General features: G+C 55.2%; 15 protein-coding genes and 1 pseudogene. 10 read left to right on the top strand and 6 right to left on the bottom strand.

The window, feature by feature from the left end; translation table 11 throughout:
* Nucleotides 1-16 precede the first annotated feature (16 nt).
* The 5 genes and pseudogenes from ACM6G4_RS20340 to ACM6G4_RS20320 form a co-directional block, all read right to left on the bottom strand.
* Nucleotides 17-868: a glycine betaine ABC transporter substrate-binding protein gene (locus tag ACM6G4_RS20340; RefSeq protein ID WP_056724841.1), complete on the bottom strand. Its 852-nt coding sequence runs from the start codon at nucleotides 866-868 to the stop codon at nucleotides 17-19.
* Nucleotides 869-936: 68 nt separating this feature from the next.
* The gene (locus ACM6G4_RS20335; RefSeq protein WP_056724839.1) at nucleotides 937-2,283 is read right to left on the bottom strand and encodes an NAD(P)/FAD-dependent oxidoreductase; all 1,347 of its coding nucleotides are present in this window, start codon (nucleotides 2,281-2,283) and stop codon (nucleotides 937-939) included.
* Nucleotides 2,280-3,797, bottom strand: a complete 1,518-nt coding sequence (locus ACM6G4_RS20330; RefSeq protein WP_056724837.1) for an aldehyde dehydrogenase — start codon at nucleotides 3,795-3,797, stop codon at nucleotides 2,280-2,282. Before ACM6G4_RS20330 ends, ACM6G4_RS20335 begins: the two co-directional genes overlap by 4 nt.
* Entirely contained in the window at nucleotides 3,790-4,701 is a 912-nt protein-coding gene (locus ACM6G4_RS20325; RefSeq protein WP_056724835.1) for a dihydrodipicolinate synthase family protein, read from the bottom strand. Before ACM6G4_RS20325 ends, ACM6G4_RS20330 begins: the two co-directional genes overlap by 8 nt.
* Nucleotides 4,698-4,823 (bottom strand): annotated as a pseudogene (locus ACM6G4_RS20320) (GntR family transcriptional regulator); the annotation flags it as partial. The gene ACM6G4_RS20325 and the pseudogene ACM6G4_RS20320, both read right to left, overlap by 4 nt.
* Before the next feature lie 362 nt (nucleotides 4,824-5,185).
* On the opposite strand from ACM6G4_RS20320, the gene ACM6G4_RS20315 reads away from it, so the two are divergent.
* Complete coding sequence (locus tag ACM6G4_RS20315; RefSeq protein ID WP_414914469.1) at nucleotides 5,186-6,421, top strand: aromatic ring-hydroxylating oxygenase subunit alpha; 1,236 nt, start codon at nucleotides 5,186-5,188, stop codon at nucleotides 6,419-6,421.
* 114 nt (nucleotides 6,422-6,535) lie between these two features.
* On the opposite strand, the gene ACM6G4_RS20310 is transcribed toward ACM6G4_RS20315, so the two are convergent.
* Nucleotides 6,536-7,489, bottom strand: coding sequence for a LysR family transcriptional regulator (locus ACM6G4_RS20310; protein ID WP_056724831.1), 954 nt, complete (start codon nucleotides 7,487-7,489; stop codon nucleotides 6,536-6,538).
* Between the two features lie 448 nt (nucleotides 7,490-7,937).
* Between ACM6G4_RS20310 and ACM6G4_RS20305 the strand changes: the two genes are divergently transcribed.
* The 9 genes from ACM6G4_RS20305 to ACM6G4_RS20265 all read left to right on the top strand — a co-directional run bounded on the left by ACM6G4_RS20305 (nucleotide 7,938) and on the right by ACM6G4_RS20265 (nucleotide 18,535).
* Nucleotides 7,938-8,975 (top strand): quaternary amine ABC transporter ATP-binding protein, encoded by a 1,038-nt coding sequence (locus tag ACM6G4_RS20305; RefSeq protein WP_056724830.1) that lies wholly within the window; start codon nucleotides 7,938-7,940, stop codon nucleotides 8,973-8,975.
* A 48-nt stretch (nucleotides 8,976-9,023) separates the two neighbouring features.
* Entirely contained in the window at nucleotides 9,024-9,989 is a 966-nt protein-coding gene (gene proW, locus ACM6G4_RS20300) for a glycine betaine/L-proline ABC transporter permease ProW (RefSeq protein ID WP_056724828.1), read from the top strand.
* Between the two features lie 67 nt (nucleotides 9,990-10,056).
* Nucleotides 10,057-11,100, top strand: coding sequence for a glycine betaine/L-proline ABC transporter substrate-binding protein ProX (gene proX / locus ACM6G4_RS20295; RefSeq protein ID WP_082562962.1), 1,044 nt, complete (start codon nucleotides 10,057-10,059; stop codon nucleotides 11,098-11,100).
* An 87-nt stretch (nucleotides 11,101-11,187) separates the two neighbouring features.
* Nucleotides 11,188-12,537 carry an MmgE/PrpD family protein gene (locus tag ACM6G4_RS20290; RefSeq protein WP_056724824.1) on the top strand — a complete coding sequence of 450 codons (1,350 nt, stop codon included), beginning with the start codon at nucleotides 11,188-11,190 and terminating at the stop codon, nucleotides 12,535-12,537.
* A gap of 48 nt (nucleotides 12,538-12,585) precedes the next feature.
* A complete protein-coding gene (locus ACM6G4_RS20285; protein WP_056724822.1) occupies nucleotides 12,586-13,620 on the top strand; it encodes a GlxA family transcriptional regulator in 1,035 nt (344 codons plus the stop codon).
* Between the two features lie 96 nt (nucleotides 13,621-13,716).
* The gene (locus ACM6G4_RS20280; RefSeq protein ID WP_056724820.1) at nucleotides 13,717-14,868 is read left to right on the top strand and encodes an MFS transporter; all 1,152 of its coding nucleotides are present in this window, start codon (nucleotides 13,717-13,719) and stop codon (nucleotides 14,866-14,868) included.
* A gap of 138 nt (nucleotides 14,869-15,006) precedes the next feature.
* The gene (locus ACM6G4_RS20275; protein WP_056724818.1) at nucleotides 15,007-15,648 is read left to right on the top strand and encodes a dimethylsulfonioproprionate lyase family protein; all 642 of its coding nucleotides are present in this window, start codon (nucleotides 15,007-15,009) and stop codon (nucleotides 15,646-15,648) included.
* 225 nt (nucleotides 15,649-15,873) lie between these two features.
* A complete protein-coding gene (locus ACM6G4_RS20270; protein WP_414914468.1) occupies nucleotides 15,874-16,941 on the top strand; it encodes an alpha/beta fold hydrolase in 1,068 nt (355 codons plus the stop codon).
* Between the two features lie 109 nt (nucleotides 16,942-17,050).
* Entirely contained in the window at nucleotides 17,051-18,535 is a 1,485-nt protein-coding gene (locus ACM6G4_RS20265) for a DUF1254 domain-containing protein (protein ID WP_414914467.1), read from the top strand.
* Nucleotides 18,536-18,628 lie beyond the last annotated feature (93 nt).

Below are 18,628 nucleotides of genomic sequence, written 5' to 3'. Positions count from 1 at the left end.
GGCAAACAAACAAAACTTAATAGTTCTTGATATTTCCCCAACGATTTACAAGATCTGTATGACTATCAATCCAACCCTTGATAGCCTCGTCCATGGTCTTGCCATCCTTGACTTCAGCATTCATCGCGGTGATGTCCGTGATAGGCACATAAACACTGGCCATCAGTTCACGCGCACGCGGATTGGCTTCAGCGAAGCCTTTGTGTCCAATCCAGTAATAACCCTGCAACGGCGGGAAGACCCCTTTTGGATCTTTCAAGAATTTGAGATCAAATTTCCTGGTCATCCAGGAAGGATCCCAGACGGTTACCGCCACCCATTCTTTTCGGTCGACTGCCGACTTTAAAGCCGCGGTCATGGCCGAAGTACTGCCCTCGACCAGCTTGAGCTTGATGTCGTACGCTTTGACCACGTTGTTCGCGTCACTCATCAAACCCGAACCTGGTTCGATGCCAATGATTCTGTTCCCCAGTTTGTCCGCGTTTGCATTCAGCTGTTCGATGGAGTCGATGTCTACGTAACTGGGTACTGCCATGCCCTGATAAAGACCAAAGGAGACCGGTGACAGCTTCTCGATTTTGTTCTTGTTCTTTTTCCAATAATCGGCGGCGGCGTAATCAATCTGGGAGGCCAATACCTGAATATCCCCTTTGCTGAGTGCAGCGTAAGCGATACCCCACTCGGAAAACTCCACGACTTTTACGGTATACCCAGCGTTCTCAAGTACCTTCTTGGTAATGCCGGTAATGGGCACCAAATCCTCCCAAGACATGGTCCCCATTACTATGTTTTTTTCTTCAGCGTGTGCCTGCAAACTCATCATGCCCACAAACGCGAGCGCGCAGAATGCCTTCCAAATATTCTTCATGGATTGTTCCGTTCTTATTAGTGACTTATTAAACGGCCTTTATAGGAAAAGCCGACAACTTAAACGTGCTAACCTTCTCGTCCGGCCCAAAACTCATGCCAACGAATGACCGAACTGACGCCCAGCTTCGTTATTATTTGGGGGGGGAGCCTGCTGGGTCCTGGCGCGTGACTGAAACTATCCAGAAAATCAGAACGTATACCCGAAGCCAATTCCGCTGCCATTACACCTGCCAGCGTGCTCTTGACCGTTCCCAACCCATTTTCGCAGCAAGCCGAATACAGGTTTTCTTCGATCTCGCCAAATGCAGCGGCGCTGTTACGACTCAAACACAGACGGCCGGCCCAACTGAACTCCAACGCAGTGGATTTCAATTCGGGAAAGCGTGCATCCAGAGACTGTCGCTGTTCTTTGGCAACCGCAGCCACACGCTCTGGGGTGACCTGGATACTCGGGTCATAGGTGAATTTTGTCCGGATGACGATACGCGAGAGACCGTCCGTAGAGATTTTACGAACAGTCGCTCCCATTGGATCAGCTGGCAACAATGCCCACTTGGCTCTACCCGGCACGTCTTTCTTGAATGCATCATCACTGTACGCAGCCGTCATGGAGGCGTAAGTGAAGACGTGCAACAGGCGTCCTTGATAATGTCCAAAGTCCTCAATGTGCCCGTTAACCCCCAGGATGACCTTGGGTGCGTGCACCGTCCCGTTATGAGATCGAGCGCTCCAACCGCTTCCCTGCTTGGTCAATTCAATAATCGGAGAGCGTTCGAACAGCGTGATTTTCCCTTCGAGCCCTGCTGCCAGGTCCCTAATGTATTGAGCGGGTTGAATCAACACTGCGCCGGGTGTGTAGATCCCACCGTGGTAATAGGTGGACCCGGTGATTTCGCGCATTTGCGCGGCATCAAACATCTCGAACTTTTCGCCGATGCGCTCAAGGGACTGTGCGTAATTGACGTTCAGCTTCAATCCCCGCTCAGTGGCGGCCGCGTTGATCTTCCCTGATGGGTCAAAGGTGTTTGTGGACATGCCGTACTCGCGTGCGGCTTGCGCGGCAAAATCAATCGCAAAACGATTTTGCGTGATTTCCAGCGCCGTTGCAGACTCACTCGCCACGGAGTATTCCCCGGACGACAGACTGTGCGGCACATCGATCATGAAGCCAGAGTTCCTGCCTGCCGGCCCCTTGGCGACTTCATGAGCATCGACCACAACAATGCTGTCACCGGGGTGTAACTGTGAAAGTCTGCGAGCGGCGGACAAGCCGGCAAAACCGGCACCGATAATCAGCCAGTCCGCCGTCACGTTTCCATCAAGCATGCGGACAGGCGCAGTGCGTGCGGAAATCGCCTCCCAACCCGAAACCCCAGTATCTACCGGCAGGCGCTTGATGGTATGGGTGCTCATTTTTCGGTCTCTTCATCCGACCGATCAGACACATCGATCCAGATTGTTTTGATTTCGGTGTACTGGTCATGGGCAAAAATGGATTTGTCCCGACCACCGAAGCCCGACTCCTTGTAGCCGCCGAATGGCGTCGAAGCATCGCCCTCACCAAAGCAGTTCACGGTGACGATGCCGGCGCGAATCTCACGCGACAACTTGATCGCCCGGCGCAGACTGGCGGTGTATACCGAGGCGGCCAGGCCGTAGACCGTGTCATTGGCCAGGGCAATGGCTTCGGAAATCGAATGAAAGGTGGTGACCGAAAGAATCGGGCCGAAGATCTCTTCCTGGAACAGCCGACTGTCTCGATCGACACCGTCAATCACTGTCGGCTCTACGAAGGCACCGTCTTTCGTCGCGCCGCCGTACACAACTTCAAGCTTTGCGGCGGTGGCGTGCTCAAGGTACGACTTCACTTTGGCGAAATGCTCTGGGCTGACCAGCGACCCTACGCGGTTTTCCGGATCGAGTGGGTCACCCATTTTCCATTCGCGGATGTAGGCGCCCATGCGCTCCAGCAGTTCGTCCTTAACAGACGCATGGACGATCAGACGTGAGGTCGCGGAGCAATTTTCACCCATGTTCCAGAACGCGCCATTGACGACATGCTGAGCAACGAGATCCAGGTCTTGCGCATCGTCCATCACCACGGCCGGGTTTTTCCCGCCGCACTCAAGGACGATGCGCTTGAGGTTCGAATCGGCGGCGTAATGCAGGAAGCGGCGGCCGGTCGCAGTGGAGCCGGTGAAGCTCACCATGTCGACATCGTGATGCAAACCGATCGGCTCACCGACGTCTTTGCCCGTGCCGGTCACAATGTTGAGGACACCAGCGGGTATACCGGCTTCAAACGCCAGCTGAGCGACACGCAACGTGGTCAGCGAGGTTTGTTCAGCAGGTTTGACGATGACCGAACAGCCCGCAGCGAGCGCCGGCCCGATTTTCCAGGCCAGCATCAGCAGCGGGAAGTTCCAGGGCAATACGCAGCCCACCACGCCGATCGGCTCCCGGACCACCATGGTCAGCGCGTCGCTGCCCACCGGGGCGGTGTTGTCATAAATCTTGTCGATCAGTTCTGCGTGCCAGCGGATCGTGTGGATGGTGTCCGGGATGTCGACCAACTGACATTCACTGACAGGTTTGCCGCTATCGAGACTTTCGAGGACGGCCAGTTCGTGTTGATGGTTTTCAAGCAGGTTTGCAAACTTCAACAGAACCGCTTTGCGCTCCCGAGGAGAAACAGATCTCCAGCGTCCATCCTCAAAGGCCTCTTTGGCATTGCTCACCGCAAAGTCGACATCCTCGGACGAACAGGCGGCGACGTCAGTCAAAAACTCACCTGTCGCCGGATTGTTCGTGGCGAAGGTTTTGCCAGAGATCGCGGGCTTGAACGCGCCATTGATGAACGCCTTGGATGGCAGCGAAATGTCTTTGGCCAGAGCGGCATATTCGGCCTTGCTCAGAAGATCACCCATGGCTGGCTCCCGAAGAAATGTTGGCTACGTTACGTTTGAGTTCAGTAATGAGCGACGCGAAACTCTGCTTTTCGTCCGCTTCAAGTGGCTGCAATGGCAGGCGCACGTTACCGACTTTCAATCCGGCAACTTCACAGCCGTACTTGATCGACTGCACGAACTTGCCACCGTCCAGGGCATTCATCAGCGGCATCATTGCCGACATGATTTGACGGCCTTTGTCGAAGTTCTTTTCGATCACGCAGGCTTCATAAAGCGCGACGTGTTCCTTGGGCAGGAAGTTGGAACCTGCGCACACCCAACTGCGGGCGCCCCAGGCAAAAAACTCGAGGGCCTGGTCGTCCCATCCGCAGGACAAGGCGATGTTGGGGAACTGCCGGGCCAGCATATGCACCTGGCCCATGTCGCCGGAGCTTTCCTTGATGGCGACGACGTTTTTCGATTGGCTGACACGCGTGAAATACTCTTCATCCATCGAAACGCACATGCGCCCCGGATAGTTGTAAAGCATGATCGGCAAGTCCGCTGCGCGATCGATAGTGAGCGCGTGAATCGCGTTTTCCTGTGAGGTTGGCAGCGCGTAAGGCGGGGACGTGACGAGAATGGCGTCCGCTTTGATCGATTTGGCATCCTTGGCGTACTGAACCGCATCTTCGGTACGAATCGCCCCGGTACTGACGATCAGTTGCACCCGAGTGCCGATCACATCTTTGGCGTAGGCCGCCAACTCGGTGCGTTCTTCCGACGTCTGCGCATAATACTCGCCGGTCGACCCGCCGATAATAATGCCGTGCACCTTCGCCTCAATCAGCGACTCCAAAACTTGGGAGTACACATCCCAGTCAATCTCCCCATCAGAGTTATAAGGAGTTACTGCTGGCGTATAAATACCTTCAAATTTCAAGATGAATGCTCCGAATGCGAGTTAGGTGGAAGGTCAATGAACGCGTCAGCTTTGATACCTTGAGGCGCGATAAAAACCTCCATGTTTTCACGGGACAGTTCCCAAGACTCAAACACGAGATCGCCAGAGGTTGTTTTACTGACTAAGTACCGTTAGCTGTTGAATCCAGACTGGCATGGGGCAATAGAGTGGTCAATAGCGTGTCTTCCTCGCGCAGACATCTTTAAAGCGATATAGCGCACAGCGTCGAAAATTATTTATTCATTAAATTCAATAGGTTACGAATATCATCTTAAAGCTACGCTATCGATCGATAACATTTGTTTATGCATTGATAAGCGTAAAAGTTTCTTGTTGGGGTGTGATTGCAGACGTAGTCTTTACAACAGCGATATTTTACCGGCGAAATGGCGTTACCCAATATCTAGATTGATGCAAACAATGGTCTTTCGTCGTCCCTTTGGTATTTTGGAGTGTGTTGACCGTGAGCACTAAATCGGCAGTTTCAAATCTTGTTGCGCAGCGCAAGCCTGACCATGCGCTGCCAGGTGCCCTTTATAGCGATCCAGACGTTTACAGGCAGGATCTGGAACAGATCTGGCACAAAAGCTGGATCTTCGCCGGGCACACATTTGAGCTGGAGAAGTCGGGTCAGTACCTGTCGCTGCAAATCGGCGATTATCCTGTCGCTATCGTGCGCGGCGCAGACAAACAGATTCGGGCCTTCCACAACGCCTGCCGTCATCGCGGTTCAAAGGTGTGCCCGCAAGCCAGCGGCAAGGTAGCCAAGCTGGTGTGCCCTTACCACAAATGGACCTTCGAGCTGGACGGCAGACTGCTGTTCGCCGGGAATATGGGGGAGGATTTCGACAAGTCTCAACATGGGTTGAAGTCCGTGCATTGTGAGGTCGTCGAAACGTACATCTATGTGTGCGTCGCTGATGTGGCGCCTGACTTTTCGTCATTCAGAAAGTCTCTGACGCCCTTCGTTGCGCCTCATAACCTGGACGACTGCAAAGTCGCGTTTGAGTCGAACATCATCGAGAAAGGCAACTGGAAACTGGTTTTCGAGAACAACCGCGAGTGTTACCACTGCGATTTTACTCACCCGGAATTGATGCACTCATTCGTTGACAACCCATCAGTGGGTGGCGCCGGCGGCGATGAGGATCTTGAACTCAAAGAGCATTGGGATCGTTGCGAAGCGGCAGGCCTGCCCAGCCGATTGGTCATGGACGAAGACGGTCGCTTCCGCATGACGCGCATCCCCCTTTTTTCCGGTGCCGTCAGCTACACAATGGATGGCCAGCCCGCGGTTGCCGGTCGTTTGGACACGACCGGTGAAGCCAACATCGGTGCGCTGCTGTATTTCAACTACCCATCGACCTGGAACCACTTTCTGGGCGATCACGCGCTGAGCTTCCGCGTTCTGCCCATCGGTCCGGGCGAGACGATGGTCACTACAAAATGGATCGTCAAGAAGGATGCGCAGGAAGGTGTCGACTACGACATCGATCGCCTGACCAAGGTTTGGCTTGCAACCAATGACCAGGATCGCACCCTGGTTGAAGGCGCACAGGTCGGCGTCAGCTCTCCTGCTTACGAGCCGGGTCCGTTGTCGGTGGCCAGCGAAATTGGTGTGTGTCAGTTTGATGATTGGTACTGCAAAACGATGCTTGAGCAACTCAATGACACGATCCCGTTAAGATCTGTCGGCTAAGAGTAAAACTGCCGGTGGCGAGAACCACGAATGATCACCACCGGCATACCCAAACTTCTCCCCTCCCCGCATCCCGAGTCACGGCTCAATCAGTACTCCTGCCTTCCTGACAGCTCAGGAAAACTGGGCGAGAATCCAGTCTCGTAGCCGACAACACGCGTCGTCATTGATCCGGTCTTCACGAAATGTCAGATAGTGCTGACTTTCATGGAGAACCACTTCCTCTTCGATCGGCCGAATCAGCGTGCCGTTTTCGATCAGGTTTGCAACCAGGTGATTCCATCCGAGGGCTACACCCTGATGGGTCAACACCATGCTGATGACCAGGTTGTAGTCGTTCGCGTTGAAAACGTGAGGGCTGTCGTGGGGGCGTTTCTCGATATCAACATCGTGATAAGCCAGCCAAACACCCCAGTCAACGTGCTCCGCTACCTGGGATCTGCCATAGGGGCTGAGGTTGAGCAAAACCCCGTCGCGCAGTGCTTCCAGGCTGGACAGCTCAGGGTGCTCCTCTTTGTAACGAGGAGTGCACACCGGGTAGATGACGTCATGAAACAACGGATAACTGCGGTAGCCATCCTGAATCCTGGCCATTTTGGTGATGAAGATGTCCGGAGTTACACCCGGCTCCATCGACAAAAAGTTTTGAGTGGTGACCAGATTGAGGTCGATATCTGCGTTTTTGGTAAAAAAACCCGGCAGCTTCGCTGCGAGCCAGAGGGCTGAAAACGCGGGAGAACAGCAAAGCGTCAACGTGCGCTTGCCTGCATTGTTGGTGCGAATGCGCTCCGCCGCCTGGGAAATGTTGACGAAAGATATCTGTGCCGCATCAAAAAAGATGGTTCCGGCTTCCGTCAACTCGACTGCTCGCCCCACTCTCTTGAAGAGATCCACCCCTAGGTACGCCTCAAGTTCCCGAATCTGACGGCTGATTGCCGCTTGAGTTACGCACAGTGCTTCTGCCGCACGCGTAAAGCTCTGATATTTTGCGGCGGCTACGAATGACTTCACTGCTTTCAGAGACGGCATTTTCAGCAGCGTCATGTCTGGATCGATGTGCTTAACCATAACCTAGAGTATTGAATATCCGGTTCGGGGCCCTTTGGAGGCCGTTAGGGACGAGATCGGCGAGAGGGTTCCACCTAGAGCCTAGGCTGGAGCGTAGCTCAAACACAGAGCCTAAGACAGGGCCAGCCGCACTCGTCTGCGCAACTGGCACTGCCGCAGTCGCAAATTGACATAATTAAATGATTGATAACATGACGTTATTGATTGGCTGGAAGAAATGTTGTTAGACGCTGACTCTATTAGGTAATAACTTGGTTCTCAACGGTACTGCTTAATTCAGCGCTGATAAAACAAGAATAATAAACATCAAATAATAAAGAGGATGGTCACAATGACTATTTCCCAACCTTTCTCCCAGCTTGACTGCCCCCACAAGCACCGTCTGAACTGATCAAGACACGTACACCTGAATTCTTGGTCTTACATCGTAATTGCAGCAGGAGGGGTTATGAGTCTTGGTGACGAGATACTCTCGGTAAAAAACATTTACAAAGTCTTTGGTGCTCAGCCAAAACTCGCGATGGAGATGCTGGCTCGCGGTGCTGATAAAAGTGAAATTTTCAGCAAAACCGGTCAAGTCGTTGGCGTTTTTGATGCCAGTTTCTCCGTAAAACGTGGAGAGATTTTCGTCATCATGGGGCTTTCCGGTTCCGGGAAGTCGACGATGGTCCGCTTGTTCAATCGACTGATCGAGCCAACCTCCGGAACAATCCATCTCAACGGCCAGGAAATCACCGGTCTGTCGGATGCTGATCTCCTCAGCGTTCGTCGCAAAGACATGAGCATGGTGTTTCAGTCGTTTGCCCTGATGCCTCACATGAGTGTGATCGACAACGTAGCTTTCGGCCTGGAAATCTCGGGTGTCGAGGAAAGCGAACGGCATAAACGTGCACTCGAGGCACTTAAACAGGTGGGGCTCGATGGCCACGCCTACAGTTACCCGCACCAACTGTCCGGCGGTATGCAACAGCGGGTAGGTCTGGCCCGAGCGCTGGCTAACGACCCAGCCATCCTGCTGATGGACGAAGCCTTCTCGGCACTCGACCCGTTGATTCGCCACGAAATGCAGGGCGAACTGATCCGCCTGCAGGCAGAACAGCATCGCACCATCATCTTCATCTCCCATGACATTGACGAGGCGATTCGCATCGGCCATCGCATTGCGATCATGGAGGGTGGTCGGGTAGTACAGATCGGTACCCCGCAAGAACTGCTTTGCAACCCGGTGAACGATTACGTCAGGGCTTTCTTCAAAGGTTTCGATGCCTCGAAGATCCTCAAGGCTGGCGATGTTGCCAGGATTTGTGCAGAGCATCCGTACGCCGCGGATCAATCCACGCCTACGCTGCGCGACGATGTACTCCTGCAGGACGTCTTTCACATCGTTGCCGATGCAGTTAATCCAGTTGCCGTCCTGGATCGCCAGGGTGTGTTCAAAGGCACGATCTCCAAGAGCCTACTGCTTCAGACAATGAGCCGACACTAATAGTCTCTATTAGCTGGCTTGCCAGGCTCGGACATTCAGGTGATTAGCATGAACGAATTCAGTTTTCTAGACCCGTTTCAATCCATCAACGTCCCTTTGGGCCAATGGGTAGAAGTTGCCCTGAATTATATGGTCCATAATTTCCGCGAGATATTTCGCTCGATAAGATGGCCTATCGACCAGGTACTTAATGGTATTCAGTACGGACTACTGGCCATTCCTCCGTCAATATTCATTATTATCGCCACACTCTTTGGCTGGCAGGTAGGCGGAAAAAAAATAGGTATTCTTTGCTTTGTTACTCTTACGCTATTAGGCGTGATCGGCGTATGGAATGACGCCATGATTACCCTCGCTCTGGTGCTCACTTCACTGTTTTTCTGTGCAGTAATTGGCATACCGCTGGGTGTCCTGTGTGCCCGGAGTGACCGGCTGGAGATGCTTCTGCGGCCAGTGCTCGATGCAATGCAAACACTGCCTGCTTTTGTTTATCTGGTACCCGTGGTGATGCTGTTTGGTATCGGCAACGTACCGGGGGTACTGGTCACGATCATCTTTTCGGTAGCACCACTGGTCAGGCTCACCAATCTGGGAATTCGCCAGGTACCGGAAGACAAGGTTGAGGCCGCCCGGGCTTTCGGATGTACCCCACGCCAGATGCTGAGGCGGGTTCAACTTCCTTTAGCTGCACCAACGATCATGGCGGGTTTGAATCAGGCATTGATGTTGTCACTGTCGATGGTGGTGATCGCATCAATGATTTCGGTTGGTGGGTTGGGGATGATGGTGCTTCGCGGGATTGGCCGCCTTGATATGGGCTTGGCAACCGTCGGTGGCTTGGGCCTGGTATTGCTGGCGATTTTCCTTGACCGCCTGACCCAGGCGATGGGCGAGCGCAGTAACAGAGCAACCAAAGGTGAGCACTGGTACCAGACCGGCCCGGCGGGTGTCATTTATCGCCTGAAAAGAAAAAACGCGATTACAACAATAGAAGTCAGTCCCAAAGAAAGTTAACCCGCTCAGTGGCGCGTCGTGAACCAAAAGAAATGCCAACTTAGTAATCCAGCCAAGGTAAACAATAATGAACTTCACAACAGTCGGAATAAAACAGAAATTCATTCATTCTGTGGCGCTTTTAGTACTAGCGGTTTCACCTGTTTTCGCATCGGCCGCCACGGCGCAGTTGCCCGGAAAAGGGGTATCGATCACTCCCATTTTCCCGTCAATCGCCGAAGAGCGATTCCGTGGAGAGATTGCAATGGCGGGTCTCAAGGAATTGGGCTACGACGTTGAGACACCCAAGGAAACCGAGTACTCCACCATGATGGTAGCGATTTCCAATGGTGACGCTGATTTCTCGGTACATCTGTGGGAGGAGCTGCACAAATCTTTCTACCAGAAGGCCGGTGGCGATGAGACGATGGTGAAAACCGGCGACATTATGCCGGGCGTGTTGCAGGGCTACATGATTGACAAGAAAACGGCTGATGAACACCACATCACCTCTATCGAAGATTTACAGAAACCGGAAATTGCCAAACTGTTCGATGCTAATGGTGACGGTAAAGCTGACCTCACTGGTTGCAACCCTGGTTGGGGATGTGAGCTCATCATTGCCCACCACATGAAAGCCTATGGCCTGGAAAAAACCGTCACAAATAACCAGGGCTCCTATTTTGCCCTGATGGCCGACACCATTGCTCGTTACAAACAAGGCAAGCCAGTTCTCTATTACACCTGGGTACCTCAGTGGATCTCCGGTGTTCTGGTCGAAGGTAAAGATGTTGTCTGGCTGACCGTGCCGCGTACGGATCTTCCAGGTGGCAAAAACGATGTCAACACTACCTTCAATGGTAAAAACCTTGGTTTCGCGGTAGACAGTGTCAAAGCGGTAATCAACAAAGAGTTCGCCGAGAAAAATCCGGCGGCCGTGAAGTTCCTGTCTGAAATGCAGATCACTACCGACGATGAAAGCGCGCAAAATCTCAAAATGCACGATGGCGAAAAAAGTGCGGCTGACATTACCCGGCACGCCAAAGAATGGATCGCGGCTCATCGCGCGAAATACGACAGCTGGCTGGCAGACGCTCGCGCCGCGGCAAATACCGCCACCGCAAAGAACTAGTCCCTTCTTATAAAGCTGCATAAAAGGTTGCCCTTCACCGGGCAACTTTTTTATCCGTTTCGGCGTTCATCACTCGGGAATATTGAAATGCAGTTGTATTCATTCGTCCAGAATTTCAGTTACAAGGACGCGCCCCTACATACACGCGAGTTGCTCAAAACTTGCCTGCTCGACATCATTGGCGTGGCCGCCGGAGCTCGCAATAATCAAACCAGCGTGATGCTCAAAACCTACGCTGACACCCACTACACTGCCAACAAGCTGTCCAGTCGCCTTTGGTTCGACGGCAGAGCCGTACACCCATTGGGCGCCGCGTATGCCGGCGGTTTCTGCGTTGATAGCCTGGATGCACATGAAGGTCACTTCACCTCCAAGGGACATGCGGGTGCGACCGTAGTCCCGGCCGTTGTTGCATTGGTAGACGCGTATCGTCGTCAGGGCAAAGACATCAGCGGCGAAGAGTTCCTCAGCGCACTGTGCATCGGTTACGAGACTGCCTTGCGGGCGGGCCAGGCATTGATGGCCACTGCCCCGGAATATCATGCTTCAGGTGCCTTTTCCGGGATCGGGGTCGTTTGCGCCGGAGCCCGCTTGCTGAAGCTTGATGAAACGACATTCCGTCATGCGCTGGGTATCGCGGAATACTTCGGCCCGAGGTGCCCGATGATGCGCCTGGTGAGCTTTCCGACGATGTTGCGCGATGCCCACGGCGCCGGGGCGTATGCCGGACTGAACGCATTACTGATGGCACAGCTCGGTGTCACTGGCGCTCCAGCCGCCACTGTTGAACCTTTGGAGATTTCCACTTTCTGGCAGGACATCGGAACCCGTTGGGAGATCGACGAGCAATATTTCAAACCATGGCCGGTATGTCGCTGGGCGCAACCGGCACTCACGGCCATGACCGATTTGATGCGAGCACATCCAGTCATCACTGCAGAGTTGATCGAGACCATCGATGTCGAGACATTCCACGAGTCTGTGTGCCTGCAGGGGCATTTTCCGAAGAGTGCGGACGAGGCCCAGTACGCGCTCGCATTTCCGCTGGCCGCCTTGATCGTTCGTGGAAAGCTGGGCCCTGACGAAGTCACCGGGGACTCCATTCATGCGCCAGACATCCTGAACATCAGCGGGAAGATAACCCTTCACGAGGCGCCCGACCTGTCCGCCAGGTTCCCTGAGGAAATCCTCTCCCGCGTCACGGTTACCCTGAAAGACGGCACGCGTCTTACGAGCCCAACCGCGACGGCCAAGGGCGACCCCGGCAACCCTATGTCGAGTGCCGAACTCACGGCTAAATATCATTTGCTGGCTGATGACAGCTTGGGATCCACGCTCAGCAATGCGATCAAGAACAGTGTTGATGCACTGCCTGAGAGCGATGACTGCCAGTCATTCTTGGATTTGTTGCTGTCTGCGCCAAAAACCGCTGTCTAGATTGCGAAACGGTTTCGTAGCTATTGGTAAAGGTGTCAAAGAGGACTTATGCCATTCGTATTCGAGAGCGTGCTTAAAGACAAGAACATGGGGTACTCCTATACGGCGCAGAAACCAATAAAGCCGCAGGCGGTGACTCGTGTAGCTTTCGTGCTTTTGAACAATTTCTCGATGATGTCGTTCACCGGCGCTATCGATGCGCTGGTGACCGCCAACCTGATTAGCGAGACGCCGGCGTTTGAGGTGTTGACGGTCGGCATCAAGAACCGTCTTGTGATGAGCGATCTGGGAATCGCCATTTCAGCGGACCTGGAGTTATCCCAACTACCGGATCGTATCGACGTTCTCATTGTCGCTGGTGGTTTGCGAGTGAAGCTGATCAGCGACCCACTGTTACGGCGCAAGCTACGTAACCTCGCATCTCTTGGCGCGACCATGGGCGGTTTGTGGAATGGTGCGTTTTTTCTGGCGGAAGCCCAGTTAATGGACGGTGTCGAGTGTGCCTTCCATCCAGATGGGCGAGCGATGATGGAGGATGTTTTCCCCAAAGTCCTGGTCACTTGTCGAACGCACGTAATCGATCGAAACCGTATCACGTGCGCCGGCGCCAGCAGCTCGTTACGCATGATGCTGGAGCTCATCACCGCTAAACAAGGCGTTTCGCTGACCCATGCTGTCGAGGAAATACTCAGTTGCGATCAAACCTCTGAAGTGTCAGGGATATCGACCGTCATAGTTGACTCTGACCCCACCTTGCCACAAACCCTGAAGCTCGCTTTAGAACTGATGCAAAAGAATATCGAAGAGCCGCTATCGATCGACGAACTGGCTGAATGTGTGAACATTTCCCGACGACAATTGGAGCGTCGCTTCTGTCGTTTCGTGGGCGCCACGCCCACACGCTACTACCTTGAACTGCGCTTGACTCGAGCACGACAGCTTATTCTGCAGAGCAATCGGCCGATCACCGATATCGCGATTGCGACCGGCTTCTGTAGTTTCGCCAACTTCCATATGCGCTTTCGTGACTTCTTTGGCGTAGCGCCAAGCAGTTATAGAGCAACGTATGAGCGCAGGCGCTAAGTTTTGAAACCCGTGCACGCGAAAAACATACGAAACCCGCACTGTCCAAGCCGAGTAAACGATGGCTGACATCATCGATAAGGATTACCGAGAATTATGAATGCTCCATCGCCGGTGTTGATAACCACGGCTAACCACAGCGAGCGGATGTCTACACGCATTGCCTTCCTCATCGCAGGCTTACTCATGTCCGCTTGGGCGCCTCTGGTTCCATTGGTTAAAGCACGCGCCGGCCTGGACGATGGTGGCCTGGGTTTGCTGCTGCTTGGCCTTGGCGGAGGATCTATTGTGGCCATGCCCTTCGCTGGCTATCTCACTGCACACTATGGATGCCGACCGGTCGTAATCTGGGCGACGATTGTCTTGTGTGCTGTTCTTCCACTGTTGAGCACCGTGGCCTGGCTGCCTGGCTTGGTCATCGCTGTCACTCTCTTCGGTGCCAGTATGGGCATGCTTGATTGCGCCATGAACATACAGTCCGTCATCGTCGAGAAAAACAGCGGGCAGGCACTTCAGTCCGGCTTCCATGGCCTTTACAGCGTCGGAGGCATAGTGGGCGCCGGGGCCATGACCGCTTTATTGACCTTAGGGCTCGATCCACTGATTGCGGCGCTCTGTATCGTTGCCACCGTTTTGGGATCGCTTTACAAGGCTGCGCCTGCTTTGCTGACTTATGGCACCGAACGGGGTGGGCCATTGTTCGCGGTGCCCAGAGGTATCGTGCTGCTTTTAGGGACGCTCTGTTTCATCGTCTTCCTCACTGAAGGTGCAATGCTTGACTGGAGCGCAGTCTTCCTTGTCTCAAACCGAGGGTTAGAGCCGAGCATCTCCGGTTTGGGCTACGCATCCTTCGCCGCTGCGATGACTGTGGGCCGCCTGACGGGGGACGCCATCGTCAGCAAACTGGGCGGCGTGCGCGTCGTTGCGCTTGGCGGGCTTTGCGCAGCCGCGGGCATGATTGTGTCCCTTGGAATCGATGGCTGGCCCGCGTCCTTGATCGGCTATGCCTTGGTCGGGGCTGGCTGCTCGAACATTGTCCCTGTGCTCTTTACCTCCGTGGGCCGCCAGCAACGTATGCCACAGGCAGTAGCGATCCCCGCTGTCATCTCGATGGGTTACGCGGGCATTCTGATCGGTCCCGTGTTTATTGGGGCGGTCGCCCATCTAAGCACCTTGTCGTTCGCTCTGGGCGGTCTGATTGTCCTCCTCGTTTTTGTCAGTGCAACAGCACGATTTCTTCGCAATTAACCCAATCGTTTCCGGCGCGATTTCAGCATTGGCCATTGCGAATCGAACTCTTCGCCCAGAAAACCAGGAGGCATCTCGACGGATGGATCACTGAGTTTTCAAAGTCACCTGCCAGTTACGTTCAAGAGGTAAACGGTCATGCAGTCGTATTTACAGATGTCGGAACAAGAACTCCTGATACAGGGAGTGGTGATGCGCGAGGCACTCCTGCGAATCCTGGCCCGTCATTCTCAAGGGAGTAGTGATGATGGCGTGGATACAGAAATCTGTGTTTGTGCCTTGAGCAATGCGCGCCTGGACATCGGCTTGCCTCCGTTCTCGGGCACTTCCCTGCCCGCTTGCCTGGAGCCCACGGTAGCACGGGCATTGGCGGATGCTCCCCGAACGGATCGGGACTTCAAGATTCTGCTATCGGCTCTTGAGACCCTGCTGTCCAGTAGTCGCTGGATAAAACGATCGGCTTCAGAAGGGGACGATGATGCGTTTGAAGAAAGGCACCGACATGCGCTGATTCTCGGCAAGGGCGCACTGCTTGAATGTTCAACTTTGACAGTGGGGTTGGCGGTAATGGAGCCCAAACTTTGCTATCCGTACCACAAGCATCCTCCGGCAGAGTTTTATGTCGTTCTATCGGAAGGTTACTGGTATCGGGAAGATGTTGGCTGGTGGAATCCCGGGCCGGGCGGCGTAGTGTTCAACCCACCATCGGCTGTCCATTCCATGAGGTCAACCGACAAGCCGTTGCTGGCACTCTGGGGACTTTCCCATGCAGTGGATTGATGCGCCGACAATCAGCAGACTGCTCGACTATCCAAGCTTATGACGGCTGCCGACTCGGCCCTGGGACTTGGTATCACAGTGTATCGGCGCGACACCTCGATACACAGACTTTCATCCGGCCGACGATTGGACACAGGCCAGATACGTTGCCGCGCTCCAATGCTCGCAAGGTTTGAAGGGGCTCGGACGGATCCCCTGACCCATGGCTGGTAAAGGAGAGATCCCATGAAGATGGCACTGCGCAACAGCAACCCCGGCAAGACTCGTCGCCACCTGGTCGGCCCTTCGATCCTCGCGCTGACACTGTTCGGCGTACTTGGCGCGGCCCACGCACAAACGGCAGCCACCGCGCAGCCGGCGTTGGCCCCTGCCGGCACCACCCAGGCAGCGCCCTCGCCGTTCGGCCCGCTCAAGCATGTCAACGCCGGACTGCTGGATGTGGCGTACGCTGAAACCGGTCCGGCCAACGGGCCGGTGGTGATCCTGCTGCACGGCTGGCCGTATGACATCCACAGCTATGACGAGGTCGCGCCATTGCTGGCCGCCAAGGGTTATCGGGTGCTGATGCCCTATGCCCGCGGTTATGGCGATACGCATTTTCTCTCCGACAAAACCCTGCGCAATGGCCAACCGGCTGCACTGGCCAGTGATGTCATCGACTTCATGGATGCCCTGAAGATCAAGCAAGCGGTGCTCGGTGGCTATGACTGGGGTGCGCGTTCGGCCGACATTGTCTCGGCGCTGTGGCCGGAGCGGGTCAAGGCGCTGGTCTCGGTCAGCGGTTATCTGATCGGCAACCAGGCGGCCGGCAAGAACCCGTTGCCACCCAAGGCGGAATTGCAGTGGTGGTATCAGTTCTACTTCGCCACTGACCGTGGTCGCGCCGGTTACGAGAAGAACACCCACGACTTCGCCAAATTGATCTGGCAACTGGCTTCGCCGAAATGGGCGTTCGATGACGCCACCTTCGACCGCAGTGCCAAGGCGCTGGACAACCCCGATCATGTCGATATCACCGTGTTCAACTACCGCTGGCGCCTGGGCCTGGTCCAGGGCGAGAGCCGATACGAAGCGCTGGAGCAGAAGCTGGCCACGGCACCGTCCATCAGCGTGCCGACCATTACCCTTGAAGGCGATGCCAACGGCGCTCCGCACCCGGCACCTGAAGACTATGCCAAGCGCTTCACCGGCAAATATCAGTTCCGGCTGATCAACGGCGGCATCGGCCACAACTTGCCGCAGGAAGATCCCCAGGCGTTCGGCAAGGCAGTGATTGATGCCGATCATCTTTGAGGTCGATCTGACGATCTCGCGCCTGCGTTGAACAGCACCGGGGTAAAGATGAGCTATCTTGAGAGCGAATCACCTGCATCCATTGACTGCCAGCCAGTAAGGACGCTTCATGAATCGTTTGCCCCGGCGCCATGCCCTCTTCGCCTTGTCTCTGGCCAGTACGCTCACAGCGCTATTGAGTACGCAGGGTTACGCAGCGCAAGCCACAGTCGCCGCTCCGGCCGCCAGGCCTGTCTCAGGCCCTGTCGCGGGTACCAAAGTAACTGAACCGTACGTACGCATGATGGCGCGCGAGGCGTATTTCTGGGCCTGGCCGATGGCCAACATCTTCAATCGTCGCCAGGCATTCAAGGACTTGCCCGAGCCCGGCTTGATGGGCGGCATCGTACCGGTGGCCCCGATCAATCGGTTGTCGATGCTCAGCGACTACATCGACCCGGCCGAGCGGCTGGTGGCCTGCCCGAACCAGGACGTGGTGTACGGCGCCGGCAGCATCGCCCTGGACCTTGAGCCGGTGGTGCTGCAAGTGCCGGACTTCGACGGCCGCTTCTGGGTATATCAGGTGGTCGACCTGCGCTCCGACAGCTTCGCCGAGATGGGTAAAATGTATAACACCCAACCGGGTTTCTACCTGCTGGTCGGGCCGGACTGGAACGGCAAGGTGCCGCCGGGCATCAAGCGGGTGTACCGGGCGCGTACAAACACCGGGTTCGTGATTCCTCGGGTATTCCAGGACGACACCGCCGCTGACCGCCTGGCCGTGCAGCCGGCATTGTCGGGCATCGACATGTACCCGCTGTCGCAGTACGACGGCAAGATGAAGAAGCGCAACTGGGCCCGGTTGCCGAAATTCCCGGCCCAGGCTTCTGAAGGCAGCGCCGAAACCAAATGGGTTGTGCCGGAAAAGTTCTTCGACGAACTGCCGGCCTTGCTCAAGGACGCCAAGCCATTACCGGGCGAAGAAGCCCGCTACGCACAAATGACCGCCCTCGCGGCCATCGCCAAGGCCGACCCGCAACTGCGCGCCGCGATGATCGACGAGGCGAAAAAGGCCGACAAAGAAGTGATCGACCCGCTGTTGCAGTTCCGCAACTACGGCCTGCAATTGCCCAATCACTGGAGCACGGTAAGCAACGGCGCAGCGTTCGGCACCGATTATTTCACCCGTACCGCCGTCGCGCGCTCGAACATTTTCGTGAACCAGCAGAAAGAGACCAAATACTTCTACCAGGACCTGGATGAGAACGGCCTGCGTCTCAACGGCCAGTACGGCTACAGCGTCACGTTCGCCAAGGGCAAGCTGCCGCCGGTCAAGGGGTTCTGGTCGCTGACGCTATACAACGAACAGCACTTCTTCTCGCCGAACGAGCTCAAGCGCTACTCCATCGGCACCAAGAACAAGTCCCTGCAAACCAACCCAGACGGCTCGCTGACTCTCTACGTGCAAAGCGAATCACCGGGCCAGGACAAGGAAAGCAACTGGCTGCCCTCGCCCAAAGGCGCCGGGTTCTCGCTGTACATCCGCGCCTACTGGCCGCAAGCCGATGCCCTCGATGGCGACTGGACCCCGCCGGCGGTGGTGAAAACCAAGTGAAAAGGACTTCGACGATGAACGCAGCCAGCAAAACGCTGACCGCACTGGCGTTGGCCGCTTCGTAATCCGTGATGCCGTGAACAAATGAGCGCC

The organism is Pseudomonas sp. IT-P258, from assembly GCF_949767825.1.
In the GTDB taxonomy this organism is placed as follows: domain Bacteria; phylum Pseudomonadota; class Gammaproteobacteria; order Pseudomonadales; family Pseudomonadaceae; genus Aquipseudomonas; species Aquipseudomonas monachiensis.
Note: the sequence above shows the minus strand (reverse complement) of the source record. Positions and strands in the feature narration are given on the sequence as shown.

Bases quoted from the DNA above. Each gene is read 5' to 3' on its own strand.
- proW (WP_056724828.1), top strand. From the start codon at position 9,024: ATGAACGAATTCAGTTTTCTAGACCCGTTTCAATCCATCAACGTCCCT.
- ACM6G4_RS20340 (WP_056724841.1), bottom strand. From the start codon at position 868: ATGAAGAATATTTGGAAGGCATTCTGCGCGCTCGCGTTTGTGGGCATG.
- ACM6G4_RS20330 (WP_056724837.1), bottom strand. From the start codon at position 3,797: ATGGGTGATCTTCTGAGCAAGGCCGAATATGCCGCTCTGGCCAAAGAC.
- ACM6G4_RS20270 (WP_414914468.1), top strand. From the start codon at position 15,874: ATGAAGATGGCACTGCGCAACAGCAACCCCGGCAAGACTCGTCGCCAC.
- ACM6G4_RS20335 (WP_056724839.1), bottom strand. From the start codon at position 2,283: ATGAGCACCCATACCATCAAGCGCCTGCCGGTAGATACTGGGGTTTCG.
- ACM6G4_RS20265 (WP_414914467.1), top strand. From the start codon at position 17,051: ATGAATCGTTTGCCCCGGCGCCATGCCCTCTTCGCCTTGTCTCTGGCC.
- ACM6G4_RS20285 (WP_056724822.1), top strand. From the start codon at position 12,586: ATGCCATTCGTATTCGAGAGCGTGCTTAAAGACAAGAACATGGGGTAC.
- ACM6G4_RS20310 (WP_056724831.1), bottom strand. From the start codon at position 7,489: ATGGTTAAGCACATCGATCCAGACATGACGCTGCTGAAAATGCCGTCT.
- ACM6G4_RS20280 (WP_056724820.1), top strand. From the start codon at position 13,717: ATGAATGCTCCATCGCCGGTGTTGATAACCACGGCTAACCACAGCGAG.
- proX (WP_082562962.1), top strand. From the start codon at position 10,057: ATGAACTTCACAACAGTCGGAATAAAACAGAAATTCATTCATTCTGTG.
- ACM6G4_RS20305 (WP_056724830.1), top strand. From the start codon at position 7,938: ATGAGTCTTGGTGACGAGATACTCTCGGTAAAAAACATTTACAAAGTC.
- ACM6G4_RS20275 (WP_056724818.1), top strand. From the start codon at position 15,007: ATGCAGTCGTATTTACAGATGTCGGAACAAGAACTCCTGATACAGGGA.
- ACM6G4_RS20290 (WP_056724824.1), top strand. From the start codon at position 11,188: ATGCAGTTGTATTCATTCGTCCAGAATTTCAGTTACAAGGACGCGCCC.